Below are 13,462 nucleotides of genomic sequence, written 5' to 3'. Positions count from 1 at the left end.
TTCTTCTCCCGAAACTGTCACTTGGTCCCGGTAGCGGGGCCGCGGGGAAGAGAGGTCCAAGATGTTTGCTCGTACCGAGAGACTGCTGCTGAGACCCGGCTGGGCCGAGGATGCGCCGGCGCTTGCCCGCGCCATTGCCGACGAGGCGATCGTGCGCAATCTCGCCACCGCGCCCTGGCCCTATGGGGTCAACGAGGCGAAGACCTTCCTCGACAAGCCGCAGGATCCGGTGCTGCCGACCTTCCTGCTCTTCCGCCGCACCGACGGGGCGCCGGAGCTGGTCGGCGGCGCGGGCTTCAGCCGGACCCCGTCGGGTGGGGTCGAGATCGGCTACTGGATCGCCCGTGCCCACTGGGGCAACGGCTATGCCGAAGAGGCCGGTCGCCAGCTGATCGAGATCGCCCGCACCATCGGGCTATGCCGGGTCGAGGCCGGGCACTTCATCGACAATCCGGCGAGCGGGCGGGTGCTGGAGAAGCTCGGCTTCAAGGCGACCGGACGGACCGCGCCGCGCTACAGCTGCGCCCGGGGCGGCGCGCAGCTGTGCAAGCTGTTCACGCTCGACCTCGGCTGCGCGGAGGAAGCGCTGGCGGCCTGAGCCTCCTCAGGCCGCCTTGCGCACCCGCCGCGCAGGCGGCTCCTGGCGATAGTCGTAGGTCGCGTCCCAGCCGCGGATGAGGGCGCGGTCATCCTCGTTCCACGGGTGAAAGCGGGGCAGGAAGTAGCTCAGCCAGGCGGCGCCGACCTTGCGGAAGATGCCGGGCCGGCCCCACATCACCCACAGGGCGCCGGCCCAGGCGCGAAGGCCCGTGATGCCGTCCTGGCGGAGCAGTTCGAGCACGCCTTGGGTGCGGTGCTGGACGAAATTGCGGGTGACGAGCAGCATCAGGATGCTCTTCACCTTCCAGCGCTTGAAGCGGGTCCAGTCCCTGGTCGCCGCGAGCCAGGTGTCATAGGCGACGCCCTTGTGCTCGATCTCCTCGACCGCATGCCAGCGCCACAGGTCGGCAGTCGCGGGATCGGCGTTGACGAGATGGCGCGGATTGGCGAGCATCTCGTGCGCGATGATCGCGGTGAAATGCTCCAGCGCCATGGTCGCGGCGAGGTCGAGAATGGGCGGCCGCCCCTTCAGCAGGGCGAGGCTCTCGTCGACCGTCTTCTCGAGCGGCGCGAGGTCGTAGCCCGCTTCGACCGCGCGGCGGTTGAAGGCGAGATGCTCGCGGCTGTGGATCACTTCCTGCGTGGTGAAGGCGCGGATCTCGCCCGTCAATTTCTCGTCCGCAGCATCGCGGAACGCACGGATGCTCTCGATGAAATAGGCCTCGCCCTTGGGGAAGGTGGCCGACAGCGCATTGTAGAGCGCGGTTTCATAGGGAGAGTTGTTGAGCCACCAGCGCGGCGTCTGCTCGTCGCGGCCGAAACGGCGGTCGCGCGGCGTGATCGTGAGATCTTCCGGAGTCACCGATGCTCGCTCCAGACTTGCCACGCTCATGCTGGTCCTCCACTCATCGACGGACGCTCTATCTGATGATTGCTAACAAGAATGTCAATAAAACCATTGGTGCGGAAAAGAGTTTCCCCTGAGGAGAGCCGCGCGGCTGCCATGGCTGCGGCGCGCGACCTGCTGAAGAGCGAGGGCGCCGCGGCGGTGACGCTGCAGGCGGTGGCCGCGCGCGTCGGTCGGACCCATGCCAACCTCCTCCATCATTTCGGATCGGCCGCCGGGCTGCAGCGGGCGCTGGCAGAGGACATCGCGCAGACCGTCTCCGCGTCCATCGAAGGCGCGATCGAGCAGCGCCGGGCAGGCACCGGCACGGAGCGGGACGTCGTCGATGCCATGTTCGAGGCCTTTCGCCGCGAGGGCGCCGGGGAGCTGATCGGCTGGATCGCCCTCACCCGGCAGCGGGAAGCCCTGGAGCCCGTGATCGCCACCATCGAGCGAATCATCCGGACCATGCGCGCGCTCGGCGATCCGCGACCGGTCGACCGCATGACCTTGAGCCTGACCCTGCTGGCGATCGGCGACAGCCTGGCGGGCGAGGAGATCTCCCGCGCATGCGGGCTCGACCGGGAAGCGGTCCGGCAAGTGGCCGCGGCACAGATCGAGGGCCTGGCGGGAAGTCCGCTGCGGGACTGACCGGCCCCGCCGAAAAGAGAAAATCTGCCTTCAATTTCACTTTGTCCACTTCGCAACGGAGCGCCGCGTCCTGCGAACAGGCAGCCGGGAAGGAAGTGGCCGACAAGGGGCAGCAAGGTCGCGCTCACGCCAGGAATGAACCTTCATGGTTCGTATCGCAAACTATTCACCATGGCCATCGTCCGGCCATGATGGACAGCTTGCGCCCCCCAGGAATGACGATCAGGGCTGGCGATCAAGGCTGATTGAGAGCCCATTTTCGGTTCTCGAAAGCGGGGCGGGCATCGATGCCGACCGTCCGGAACTCGCGCGGCCCAAGCGCCTCCAGCCGGACCGGCGACTGACCGGTCAGCTGGCCGGTCAGGCCGTCGGGTCGCGAGCAATGGTCATGACCGCCGTCCCGTCACCACCGTCGCTGTGCGCATCCCGCCATCCCTGTCGTCGTCCAGGTGTGTTGTGGGCGCAATACGGGAGCTATCAAGGAGGGTGGCCGCCGCCGCGTCCAGTGGTCCAAGGGGGAGACCGTGAATATGGTCGGCGGCGGCGGCCCGGCTTGCCACGCAGGGGGTCGGGCAAGTCCGTTGCCAAGCGTAATGCCAGCTATGCATTGTTCGTTCCAACAACTAAGAGCGGTCGCACTGATTGAAGGAAACGATGACGACCTTCCTCCCTACCCTGCGGCAGCTCCAGTATCTGGTGGCGCTTCACGACCATGGCCATTTCGGCCGGGCGGCGGAGAGCTGCTTCATCACGCAGTCGACCCTGTCGGCCAGCTTGCGGGAGCTGGAGGCGCTGCTCGGGTCCATGCTGGTCGAGCGGTCGCGGCGGGTGACCCGCTTCACGCCGCTGGGCATCAGGATCGTCGCCAAGGCAAGGCTGGTGCTGCGGGCGGCGGAGGAGCTGGCCGACATGGCGCAGGCCGAGCGCGAACCGCTGACGGGCGAGCTGCGGATGGGGGTGATCCCGACCATCGCGCCGTTCCTGCTTCCGCCCCTGCTGCCCAAGCTGAGGGCGGATCATCCGAGCCTCAAGCTGTTCCTGCGCGAGGAGCCAAGCGGGGCGGCCTGCGACAGCCTGCAGCGCGGGCTGGTCGATTGCGTGCTGCTGGCGATGCCGTTCGAATGCGGCGACATCGCCGCCGAGACATTGTTCGAGGACCGGCTGCTGGTCGCCTCGGCGCCGGGGGAGATGACCGACCCGGACGTGCGGCCGGAGCAGATCAACGTCAGCCGCATGCTGCTGCTCGAGGACGGGCATTGCCTGAAGGACCATGCGCTGGCGGCGTGCAACCGCCCGGAGCTGCGCGCCTCGGCGATGATGCTGGGGACGAGCCTGCACACATTGGTGCAGATGGTCGACAATCGGCTGGGCGTGACGCTGGTGCCGGAGATGGCGGTCGAGGCGGGATTGCTCGACGGGACCCAGGTCGAGGTCCGCCCCCTGGTGTCGGAGCAGGCATTGCGGCAGATCGCGCTGATCTGGCGGCAGGGGAGCCCGCGGGAGGCGGAGTTCCGCTTGCTGGCGGAGGAGTTGCGGCGGCTGCGGTGACGGGCATCGCCCCTGTAGGGGAAACCGCCATGCGCAAGAACACCGAAGGGGGCCCGGCTACCGTAAGCCAAGCCCCCTCCGCCTGATCGAGGCACCTCCCCCTCGCAGGGGAGGCACAGAGATCACACCCCGCGGTTGGTGCCGTCCCCAGCCTGATCGGCCGAGACCTTGGCCGACGGCAGCAGGTCGAAGCGATCGGCGTTCATCACCTTGACCCAGGCATCGATGAAGTGCCGGACGAACAGCAGTTCGTTGCCCTTCTCGGCATAGACTTCGGCGGTGGCGCGAAGCTGGCTGTTCGAGCCGAAGATGAGGTCGGTGCGGGTCGCCCGCCATTTCTCGGTCCGGCCGCCACGATCATAGCCGATGAACTCCTCGTCGCCCGACGTGTCGATCACTTCCCAGAAGGTATCGTTGTCGAGCAGGTTGACGAAGAAGTCGTTGGTGAGCTGGCCGACACGGTTGGTCAGCACGCCTTCGGGACGGTTCTTGTAGGTCGCGCCGAGGACGCGCAGGCCGCCCAGCAGCACCGTCATCTCCGGCACGGAAAGGCCGAGCAGCGATGCCTTGTCGACCAGCAGTTCCTCGGTCTTCACGCTGTGCTTGGTCTTGAGATAGTTGCGGAAGCCGTCGGCCGCCGGTTCCATCACCGCGAAGCTGTCGGCGTCGGTCCACTCCTGCGTGGCGTCGCCGCGGCCGCCTTGGAAGGGCACGGTGACGTCGAAGCCGGCGTCGCGCGCGGCCTTGCCGACCGCCGCCGAGCCGGCGAGCACGATGGCATCGGCCATCGACAGTTCGCCGCGCAGCTCCTCGATTTTGGCGAGGATGCGGTCCAGTTCCTCCGGCTCGTTGACGTCCCAGCCCCGCTGCGGCTCAAGGCGGATGCGCGCGCCGTTGGCACCGCCGCGGTGGTCCGACTTGCGGTAGGTCGAGGCCGAGGCCCAGGCCGTCTTGACCAGCTGGCCGACGGTGAAACCGGCATCGAGGATGGCCTTGCTGAAGCGCTCGACTTCGGCCGAGGAGGGGTCCTTGCCGGCCGGCACCGGGTCCTGCCAGATCAGATCCTCGGCCGGGACTTCCGGCCCGAGGTAGCGGACCTTGGGACCCATGTCGCGGTGGGTCAGCTTGAACCAGGCGCGGGCGAAGGCGTCCTTGAACGCCTCATGGTCGTTGCGGAACTTCTCGCTGATCTTGCGGAATTCCGGGTCGACCTTGAGCGCCATGTCGGCGGTGGTCATCATGGTCGGAACGCGGATCGACGGGTCATGCGCGGCGGGCGCCTTGTCCTCCTCGCGCTGGTTGATCGGCTGCCACTGCTGGGCACCGGCGGGCGACTTCACCAGCTCATATTCATAGTCGAGGAGAAGGCGGAAGTAGTTTTCGCTCCACTCGGTCGGGGTGTTCACCCAGGCGCCCTCGATTCCGCTCGTGATCGTGTGCTCGCCCATCCCGCTCTCGTGGGTGGAGGTCCAGCCGAGGCCCATCATGGCGATGTCCGAGCCTTCCGGCGCTTCGCCCACGTGGCTTGGATCGCCCGCGCCGTGAGCCTTGCCGAAGGTGTGGCCGCCGGCGGTCAGCGCAACGGTCTCCTCATGGTTCATCGCCATGCGCTCGAAGGTGATCTTGATGTCGCGCGCGGACTGCAGCGGGTCGGGATTGCCGCCCGGGCCCTCCGGATTAACGTAGATCAGGCCCATCTGGATGGCGGCGAGCGGATGCTCCAGCGCCATCTCGCGGTCGGGCTGGATGCGGGTTTCCTCGGCGGCGACCCACTGCTCCTCGGCGCCCCAGTAGATGTCCCGCTCGGGCTCGAACACGTCGCGGCGGCCGCCGCCGAAGCCGAACACCGGCCCGCCCATGCTCTCGATCGCGACATTGCCGGCGAGGATGAACAGGTCGGCCCAGCTGATGTTCTTGCCGTACTTCTGCTTGATCGGCCAAAGCAGGCGCCGGGCCTTGTCGAGGTTGCCGTTGTCCGGCCAGCTGTTGAGCGGGGCGAAGCGCTGCTGGCCCGAATTGGCGCCGCCGCGGCCATCGGCCGTGCGGTAGGTGCCGGCGGCGTGCCAGGCCATGCGGATCATGAACGGGCCATAATGACCATAGTCAGCCGGCCACCACGGCTTGCTGTCGGTCATCAGCGCCGTGAGGTCGGCCTTCAGCGCATCATAGTCGAGCGCATTGAACGCCTCGGCATAGCTGAAGTCCGAGCCCATCGGGTCGGGCGACAGGCCGCCCTGGGTGAGGATGTCGACCGGCAGCGCTTCGGGCCACCAATCCTTGTTCTGCCGCCCGAGCAGTGAGCGGACCTTGCCTTCCTGGTGGAAAGGGCAGCCGCCGGGGAGATCGCCGGTCTTTGCGTCCATGGATGAAAGCTCCTCAAGGGTGAATCGTTCGAGCGTCCCCTAGCTTGCGCGCATCATCGACCCAAACAAACAATCTTCGGCGTTCTGACCGAAAAATCCGATCGATGGGCTGACGCTCCGAAACAGCAGATCGAATCAATGTCGGGTCCCAGACGTTGATCCCATTGGGATTGCATGAGAACTTTTCGTTTCTGCGGATTCCGACTCGGGCGCTGCAGAAAGCTGGGGGTCCGAAAAATGATCGATGATGTGGGGGCAAGGCGACCCTCCGGCAGGCCTGCGATGACGTCATGGCGGCAAGCGATGGTCGTCGGTGCCGCCGTCATCGTCTGCCTGGGCGGGATCCTCGTGCAAGGGCCGTGGCGCCTCATTGCCCTGCCCGCCATCGGCTACCTGGGATTCGTGTTGCTGCGCCGGGCGCAGCAAAGCGAAGCGGCCCTGCTGCGGGTGGAGGAGAATTACCGGGAGCTGGTCGACCTGCCGCTGCAGATGACGTTTGTCACCGACGGCGATGGACGCACGCTCCACGTCGGCAAGCGCTGGACCGAATGGACCGGGCTCGATCTTCCGGCCACCACGGCGGAGTGGAGCGAGGCCATCCACCCCGACGACCGAGAAAAGGTGGGCGCGTCCTGGTCGCATTCGATGGCGACCGGGACCAACCAGGACGTCGAGTTCCGGCTGCGCTTCCGCGACGGCCGCTATCGCCGGGCGCGCGGCAGGGCCGTGCCTCAGCGCGGAGCAAGCGGCACCGTCGTTCGCTGGATCGGGCAGATCGAGGACGTGCACGACCAGCGGGCGGCGGAGGAGCAGCTCCGGCAGACGGCTTCCCTGCTGGAGATGATCGGAAGGTCGACCGACAGCCTGATCTACGCCAAGGACCTGGATGGGCGCATGCTGTACGGCAATCGGGCGCTCGAACAGCTGACCGGGATGCGCATGGCCGACATCCTCGGCAAGACGGACAGCGAGTGGAACTCCAATCCGGCGGAGGCGGAAGCGCTGCAGGCCGTCGACCAGCAGGTGCTCGCCGCCGGCAGGACCCAAGACATCGAGGAGGTGTTCACCGGCGCCGACGGGGTCACCCGCCACTATCGCTCCCTCAAGAGCCCCCTCAAGGACCGTTCGGGCAAGGTGATCGGCGTGGTCGGCGTTTCCACCGACATCACCGAGGCGCGCGAGGCAGAGGAAAGGGAAGCCCTGCTCACCCGTGAACTCGATCATCGCGCCAAGAACCTGCTGGCGGTGGTCCAGTCGGTGGTGGCGTTGACCCGGGCGGGTTCGCTCGACGAGTTCAAGGCGGCGGTCGAGGGCCGCATCCTCGCGCTCGGCCGGGCGCACAGCATGCTGGCGGCATCGCGGTGGGAAGGCGCGGACCTGCTGAGCCTGCTGAACGAGGAACTGGCTCCCTATGGCGAGGGCGAGCCTGATCGCATCCACCTTCACGGCCCGTCGCTGCTCCTGAAACCGGCGGCGGCGCAGAGCATCGGCCTGATCGCGCACGAGCTTGCGACCAACGCGGTGAAATATGGATCGCTGTCGTCCCCGGCCGGGCGGCTGGACGTCCGCTGGGACATTCATGCCGCGCGCGGCAATTCTCCACGGCTGCGGTTCGCCTGGGTCGAACGGGGCGGACCGCCGGTGGAAGAGCGGAGCCGGAGTGGCTTCGGCAGCCGCCTGATCCGCAGCAGCGTGGAGCGCCAGCTCGGCGGGACGCTGACCATGGACTGGAACCGGGACGGTCTGGAGGTACGGTTTGACATCGCCCTCGACCGATCGCGTCACGATGAAGCGGAGGGGGAGAGCGGCAAAAGCGTGAAGACCGTTGCAAGGCTCGTGAGGCAAGGAGCGGCATGACCTTCGCCACGGAACCGCCCCGCCCGCTTCTTGTTACAAGGCTGCAATGACATCCACTCCCGACCAGCGACGGGCGCGCATGACGGCAGTTTGCGGGTGGCTGATCCTGCTGGTCGCCGCCGCAGCCCTGCTGCTGCCCGAAGTGGCGGCGTCGAGCGGTGCCCTGGTGGTCGGCGAACTGCTGCTGCTGGCGGGTGCGCTGGAGGTGGTTGCGGCGGCCGGCCGGCAGCGGGCGCGGGTGCCGTCGACACTGGCGGGCGTGGCAACGCTGATCGCCGGCGGCCTGTTCATCGCCCGTGACGAAACCCGATTCCTGCCCAACATCACCGTCATCATCTTCTGGCTGCTGCTGCGCGTGGCGGCGCTGACCCTGGCGACGATCGAGGGCGGCAGGTCGGGCGTGCGCCGCTGGACGGGGATCGCCGCCGCGACGGACCTGGCGCTGGCCGCCATCCTGATTTCCGGGCTGACGCTGGCGAGCATCATCGTCGCCCTGTTCGGGACGACCAGCGAGCTGGTGGCGACCTTTTCATGGATCCTGGCGCTGAGTTTCATGGCGACCGGCGCCATGCTGCTGCAGATCGCGGCCTGCGAGCGCGAGGGCGAACCCTAGCCGCGGCGACGGGGCACTTCGTCGGGTCGCGGGCTCTCGACGGCGAAGCCCTTGGCCTCGAGCTGCTCGACGAGGAGATCGATGGCCCGGGCGTCGCGGGCTTCGCACTCGACCTCGATGACCGTGTCCTTGGCCGGCAGCTTCGAGAAGATCCGCTGGTGGTTGGTTTCGAGGATGTTGACCCCCGCGGCGTGGAAGCAGGCGGTGATGGCGGCGAGCGCGCCGGGCCGGTCCTGAGCGCCGATGCGGAGGCGGGCGATGCGGCCGCAGCGGACGAGCTCGCGGATCAGCACGTTGGCGAGGAGGTGGGTGTCGATGTTGCCGCCGCACAGGACGGTCGCGACCTTCTTGCCGCGGAAGCGCTCGGGCTGGGCGAGCAGCAGGGCGAGGCCGGCGGCGCCGGCGCCTTCGACCACCGTCTTTTCGATGCCGACGAGCAGCGCGACGGCATGTTCGAGGTCCTTCTCGGCGACAAGGTCGATGCGGTCGACATGGTCGCGGATGATGCCGCGGGTGAGCTGGCCGGGCACCTTGACTGCAATGCCTTCAGCCAGCGTGTCACCGCCGATTGCGCCGTGCCCGCCTTCGACGACATTCTTCATCGAGGGATAGAGTTCGGCCTCGACGCCGATGACTTCGATGTCCGGACGGAGGGCGCGGCCGGCGATGGCCATGCCGCTGATGAGGCCGCCGCCGCCGATCGGAACGACCAGCATGTCGAGGTCGGGCACCTCGTCGAGCATTTCGATCGCGATGGTGCCGGTGCCGGCGACAATGTCCGGATCGTCGAACGGATGGACGAAGACCAGGCCCTCTGCGGCTTCCAGTTCGCGGGCATGGGCATAGGCGTCGTCGAAGCGCTCGCCGTGCAGGATGACGCGGGCGCCATGCTCCTCGGTCTGGCCGACCTTTACCAGCGGGGTGCTCAGGGGCATGACGATGGTGACCGGGATGCCGAGCCGGCGGCCATGATAGGCGACCGCCTGAGCATGGTTGCCGGCGCTGGCCGCGATGACTCCCCGGGCCCGCTCGTCCGCGTTCAGCTGGAGCAATTTGTTGAGGGCGCCGCGCTCCTTGTAGGCGGCGGTGAACTGGAGGTTCTCGAACTTCAGCCAGACCTCGGTGCCGATGATCTCGGACAGGGTGCGGCTGTGGAGGAAGGGCGTGCGCAGCACCGCGCCGGCGATTCGGTCGGCGGCGGCGTGGATGTCGGCGAGATCGGGAGCTGTCATGCGGCCGCGACCGCTACCCCTTCCTTCAGCGTGCGACAATGCTAGCAATGGCGGACATGCAAAAGCTTCTGCTGGGCGCCGTCGCCCTCCTCTTCGCCGCCGAGCCCGCGCTCGCCGACCTCCTCGTCACCAACGTCAAGGGCGTGCGCGCCACGCCGGACCGCCAGATCGAGCGCTTCACGGGGCTGCTGGTCGGCGACGACGGCAAAGTGAAGCGCGTGCTGAAGGGCGAGCAGTTCAAGCTGCCGGCAGGGACCCGGGTGCTGAACGGCGGCGGCCGGGTGCTGATGCCGGGGCTGATCGACGCGCACGGCCATGTGATGGGCTATGGGCTGGCGCTCGGGCAGCTCGACCTCACCGGTACCAAGAGCCTTGCCGAGCTGCAGCAGCGGCTGCGCGAATATGCGGCGGCGAACCCCGACCTGCCGTGGATCACCGGGCGCGGGTGGAACCAGGAGCTGTGGCCGGACCGGAAATTTCCGACCTCGTCCGACCTCGATGCGGCGGTGAAGGACCGGCCGGTGTGGCTTGAGCGGGTCGACGGCCATGCCTCGGTCGGCAACGGCGCGGCGCTGGCGGCGGCGGGCGTGACGGCGGCGACCAAGGCTCCGCCCGGCGGCGAGATCATCGATGGCATGTTCGTGGACGCGGCGACGGCCCTGGTCGATCGGCATGTGCCCGCGCCCACGGCCAAGATGCGCGATGCTGCGCTTGCACGCGCGCAGCAGGCGCTGTTCTCGCGCGGGCTGACAGCAGTCGCCGACATGGGCACCAGCCGGCCTGAGTGGGACGCGATGAACCTCGCTTATGGCACCGGCGGGCTGAAGATCCGGATCATGAGCTATGCCGCGGGCAGCGACGCGCTGCAGGCGATCGAGGCCGACCGGTCGCCTGGCTGGCGCTGGGAGGACCGGCTTCGGCTGACGGGCGTGAAGCTCTACTCCGACGGGGCGCTCGGATCGCGCGGGGCGTGGCTGAAGGCACCCTATGCCGACGCGCCGCATACGCGTGGCCTGCCGCTGATCAGCCCCGAGGAACTGGTGAAGCAGGGTCGCGCGGCAGCGGGGCGCGGTCACCAGCTCGCCGTTCATGCCATCGGCGATGCGGCGAACGACATGGTGCTGGGCGCCTTTGCCGCCATCGGCTGCAGTCAGGGCGACCGCCGCTGCCGGGTGGAGCATGCGCAGATCGTCGATGGGGCGGACTTGAACCGCTTCGCCGACGGCAAGGTCATCGCCTCGATGCAGCCGGTGCACCAGACCAGCGACCGGACCATGGCCGAGGCGCGGCTAGGGCCGCAGCGGCTGGGCGGCGCCTATGCGTGGCAGACGCTGGCGCGGCACCGGACGATGCTGGCGCTGGGATCGGACTTCCCGGTCGAGGATCCGAACCCCTTTCACGGGCTTGCCGCTGCGGTCAGCCGCCAGGGCCTCGACGACCAGCCGCCGGGCGGGTGGCGGCCGTGGGAGAAACTGACGCTGGGGCAGGCGCTCGCCGGTTTCACCCGTGACGCGGCTCATGCGGGCTTTGCCGAAGCGCGCTTCGGCGGGCTGGACGTCGGGCAGTGGGCGGACTTCATCCTGGTCGACCGCGATCCCGCCGCCGTAACGCCGCACGACCTTGCGCGCACGCAGGTGCTGGAGACCTGGATGGCGGGGCGGAAGGTGTGGGAGCGCGCTGCCGGGGCGGGCGAGCGGGGCTAGCGCCTGATCGCTTCCGCCCGCTCGATCAGCATGGCGGGGGTGAGGACCTGGGGCAGTTCCTCGGGCTCGCCCCGGCCCGGCGGATACCAGAGGTAGAGCGGGATGGCGGCGCGGCCGCGGCTGTCGAGGAAGCGGGTGATGGCCGGGTCAGCGTTGGTCCAGTCGGCGACCAGCATTTCGACTCCGGCGTCCTTTAGCGCCGTGCGGACATTGTCGCGGTCGATGGTGCTGGCTTCGTTGACCTTGCAGCTGAGGCACCAGTCGGCGGTGAAATAGACGAACAGGGGACGGCCCCCGGCGCGGGCCGCGGCGACCCTGGCTTCGCTCCAGGCCTCGACGCCGCCGGCGAGACGCGCCGCGGCGGGGGTGGCGGGCGGAAGGAGCACGGCGGCCGCCAGACCTGCGGCGGTTGCGGCGAGACCGAGCGGCCAGGCGCGCAGTCCCTTGTCCTGGATGCGGCCGACCGCGAACAGCAGCAAAGCGAGGATGGCGGCGGCGGCGAGACCCGCGAGCAGCACCCCTTCCCCGCCCTGCCGCCACAGTAGCCAGAAGGCGGCGGCGACCGACAGGGCCATGGGGATGGCAAGGATGCGCTGGAGGCGCATCATCCAGGCGCCGGGCCGCGGCAGGCGACGGCGAAGCGCGGGGATGAAGGCGAGCGCGAGGAAGGGCAAGGCGAGGCCGAGGCCGAGGCCGGCAAAGACCAGCAGGGCCCCGGCCGCAGGCAGCAGAAGGGCGGTGCCGAGGGCGGCGCCCATGAAGGGCCCCGCGCAGGGCGTGGCGACGAAGGCAGCGAGCGCGCCGGTCGCGAAGCCGCCGCGCGGGTTGGCGTCGCCGCCCAGCACCGGCAGCCTGAACGCCCCAAGCAGGTTGAGGGTGATCGCCAGCGCGAGCAGCGCCAGCAGCAGCACGGTGCGCGGGTCCTGCAGCTGAAAGGCCCAGCCGGCGGCGCTGCCCCCGGCGCGAAGGCCGAGCAGAAGGGCGCCGAGCGCGCCGGTGCCGACGATGGCGCCGAGCGTATAGGCGAGCGCGTCGGCGCGGGCATGCTTCTCCTCGCCCCCCGCCCGCGCCAGCGCCAGCGCCTTCAGGGCCAGGATGGGGAAGACGCAGGGCATGAGGTTGAGGATCAGCCCGCCGAGCATCGCGCCCAGGAACGCGAACAGCGCCAGCCGCCACGGCTCGCCGCCGCCGATGGTCCGGCCGCCGGTCGGGACCGGGCCGGGCGCGGCCTCGACGCGAAGGGCGCGGCCGGTGCCGAGGTCGATGACCCCGGCGAAGCTGCCCTTCGGCGCGGCGGACAAGGGCAGGTCGGCGACCAGCCGGTCGGCGGTGCGGCGGAAGCGCTGGGGCTCGGCGTAGCGAGCAATCTCCTCGGTGACGGGGAAGAAGTGCGGCACGCCGACCGCCACGCTTTCCGGCAGCGGAATGGCGACCTGCAGCCGGCCGCCGCTGACCGCGAAGGTGGCGCCGGGGCCGAGCGGCTGGGGGAGCTTGCCACGCCAGTCGTCGAAACGGGGGTCGCCGGTCCCCTGCCCCACCGGCAGGTTGAGCGCGACCGAACCGCGTTCGGGAACGCATATCTCGTCGGTGCAGACGAGATAATCGAGGCTGGCGCGGACCGGCAGCGTACCTTGCGCGTCCGCGGGCACCTTGAGCCGGACGAGCACGGCATAGGGGCCCTTGAAGACGTGGTTCATCAGGCCGGCGATGGTGAGCCTGGACGGGACCGGATAGCGCAGGGGCCCCGCCGAGGCGCCGGCCGGCAGGTCCCATTGCACGGTCATCGGCTTGCCGGCGTCGCCGGGATTCTCCCAATAGCCGTGCCAGCCGGGCTCGGGGGTCATCAGCAACGCCAGCTCGACCTCGCGGCCGGGGATGGCTGGGCCTTCGGCGACCAGTTCGGGCCGCATGTGCGCGGTGCCGGTGCCGAGCTGGGCCGCAGCGGGCGCGGCGGCGAGGAGGGCGAGTAGGAGGGCAAGGAGGCGGAGCATTCCCCACCCCTCTAGCGT

Annotated in this window: 10 protein-coding genes; 6 read left to right on the top strand and 4 right to left on the bottom strand. The window is 69.0% G+C overall.

What is annotated here, in order from left to right:
* The first annotated feature begins 61 nt into the window (after nt 1-61).
* Nucleotides 62-598: a GNAT family N-acetyltransferase gene (locus tag JOY29_RS12260; protein ID WP_300973819.1), complete on the top strand. Its 537-nt coding sequence runs from the start codon at nt 62-64 to the stop codon at nt 596-598.
* 6 nt (nt 599-604) lie between these two features.
* On the opposite strand, the gene JOY29_RS12255 is transcribed toward JOY29_RS12260, so the two are convergent.
* On the bottom strand, nt 605-1,492 hold the full coding sequence (locus JOY29_RS12255; protein WP_300973818.1) for a metal-dependent hydrolase: 888 nt from the start codon (nt 1,490-1,492) through the stop codon (nt 605-607).
* 111 nt (nt 1,493-1,603) lie between these two features.
* Between JOY29_RS12255 and JOY29_RS12250 the strand changes: the two genes are divergently transcribed.
* Together JOY29_RS12250 and JOY29_RS12245 are read left to right on the top strand one after the other, a co-directional pair.
* Nucleotides 1,604-2,137 carry a TetR/AcrR family transcriptional regulator gene (locus JOY29_RS12250; protein ID WP_300973817.1) on the top strand — a complete coding sequence of 178 codons (534 nt, stop codon included), beginning with the start codon at nt 1,604-1,606 and terminating at the stop codon, nt 2,135-2,137.
* Between the two features lie 654 nt (nt 2,138-2,791).
* On the top strand, nt 2,792-3,685 hold the full coding sequence (locus JOY29_RS12245; protein WP_300973816.1) for a hydrogen peroxide-inducible genes activator: 894 nt from the start codon (nt 2,792-2,794) through the stop codon (nt 3,683-3,685).
* A gap of 122 nt (nt 3,686-3,807) precedes the next feature.
* Here JOY29_RS12245 and katG read toward each other — a convergent pair whose 3' ends face one another.
* Nucleotides 3,808-6,048 (bottom strand): catalase/peroxidase HPI, encoded by a 2,241-nt coding sequence (katG, locus tag JOY29_RS12240; RefSeq protein WP_300973815.1) that lies wholly within the window; start codon nt 6,046-6,048, stop codon nt 3,808-3,810.
* 303 nt (nt 6,049-6,351) lie between these two features.
* Here katG and JOY29_RS12235 point away from each other — a divergent pair, with 303 nt between their 5' ends.
* Nucleotides 6,352-7,905 (top strand): PAS domain-containing protein, encoded by a 1,554-nt coding sequence (locus JOY29_RS12235; protein ID WP_300973814.1) that lies wholly within the window; start codon nt 6,352-6,354, stop codon nt 7,903-7,905.
* A gap of 46 nt (nt 7,906-7,951) precedes the next feature.
* Nucleotides 7,952-8,518: a hypothetical protein gene (locus JOY29_RS12230; protein WP_300973813.1), complete on the top strand. Its 567-nt coding sequence runs from the start codon at nt 7,952-7,954 to the stop codon at nt 8,516-8,518.
* On the opposite strand, the gene JOY29_RS12225 is transcribed toward JOY29_RS12230, so the two are convergent.
* Entirely contained in the window at nt 8,515-9,750 is a 1,236-nt protein-coding gene (locus tag JOY29_RS12225) for a threonine ammonia-lyase (protein WP_300973812.1), read from the bottom strand. The genes JOY29_RS12230 and JOY29_RS12225 overlap by 4 nt on opposite strands.
* Nucleotides 9,751-9,806: 56 nt before the next feature.
* On the opposite strand from JOY29_RS12225, the gene JOY29_RS12220 reads away from it, so the two are divergent.
* Nucleotides 9,807-11,453: an amidohydrolase gene (locus JOY29_RS12220; protein ID WP_300973811.1), complete on the top strand. Its 1,647-nt coding sequence runs from the start codon at nt 9,807-9,809 to the stop codon at nt 11,451-11,453.
* Here JOY29_RS12220 and JOY29_RS12215 read toward each other — a convergent pair.
* Nucleotides 11,450-13,444, bottom strand: coding sequence for a protein-disulfide reductase DsbD (locus JOY29_RS12215; RefSeq protein ID WP_300973810.1), 1,995 nt, complete (start codon nt 13,442-13,444; stop codon nt 11,450-11,452). The genes JOY29_RS12220 and JOY29_RS12215 overlap by 4 nt on opposite strands.
* Nucleotides 13,445-13,462 lie beyond the last annotated feature (18 nt).

Origin of the sequence: Sphingomonas sp. LHG3406-1 (assembly GCF_029637485.1) — a bacterium.
GTDB lineage: Bacteria > Pseudomonadota > Alphaproteobacteria > Sphingomonadales > Sphingomonadaceae > Sphingomicrobium.
This window is presented reverse-complemented; position numbering and strand designations above follow the sequence as displayed.

Bases quoted from the DNA above. Each gene is read 5' to 3' on its own strand.
- JOY29_RS12260 (WP_300973819.1), top strand. From the start codon at position 62: ATGTTTGCTCGTACCGAGAGACTGCTGCTGAGACCCGGCTGGGCCGAG.
- JOY29_RS12255 (WP_300973818.1), bottom strand. From the start codon at position 1,492: ATGAGCGTGGCAAGTCTGGAGCGAGCATCGGTGACTCCGGAAGATCTC.
- JOY29_RS12250 (WP_300973817.1), top strand. From the start codon at position 1,604: ATGGCTGCGGCGCGCGACCTGCTGAAGAGCGAGGGCGCCGCGGCGGTG.
- JOY29_RS12245 (WP_300973816.1), top strand. From the start codon at position 2,792: ATGACGACCTTCCTCCCTACCCTGCGGCAGCTCCAGTATCTGGTGGCG.
- katG (WP_300973815.1), bottom strand. From the start codon at position 6,048: ATGGACGCAAAGACCGGCGATCTCCCCGGCGGCTGCCCTTTCCACCAG.
- JOY29_RS12235 (WP_300973814.1), top strand. From the start codon at position 6,352: ATGGTCGTCGGTGCCGCCGTCATCGTCTGCCTGGGCGGGATCCTCGTG.
- JOY29_RS12230 (WP_300973813.1), top strand. From the start codon at position 7,952: ATGACATCCACTCCCGACCAGCGACGGGCGCGCATGACGGCAGTTTGC.
- JOY29_RS12225 (WP_300973812.1), bottom strand. From the start codon at position 9,750: ATGACAGCTCCCGATCTCGCCGACATCCACGCCGCCGCCGACCGAATC.
- JOY29_RS12220 (WP_300973811.1), top strand. From the start codon at position 9,807: ATGCAAAAGCTTCTGCTGGGCGCCGTCGCCCTCCTCTTCGCCGCCGAG.
- JOY29_RS12215 (WP_300973810.1), bottom strand. From the start codon at position 13,444: ATGCTCCGCCTCCTTGCCCTCCTACTCGCCCTCCTCGCCGCCGCGCCC.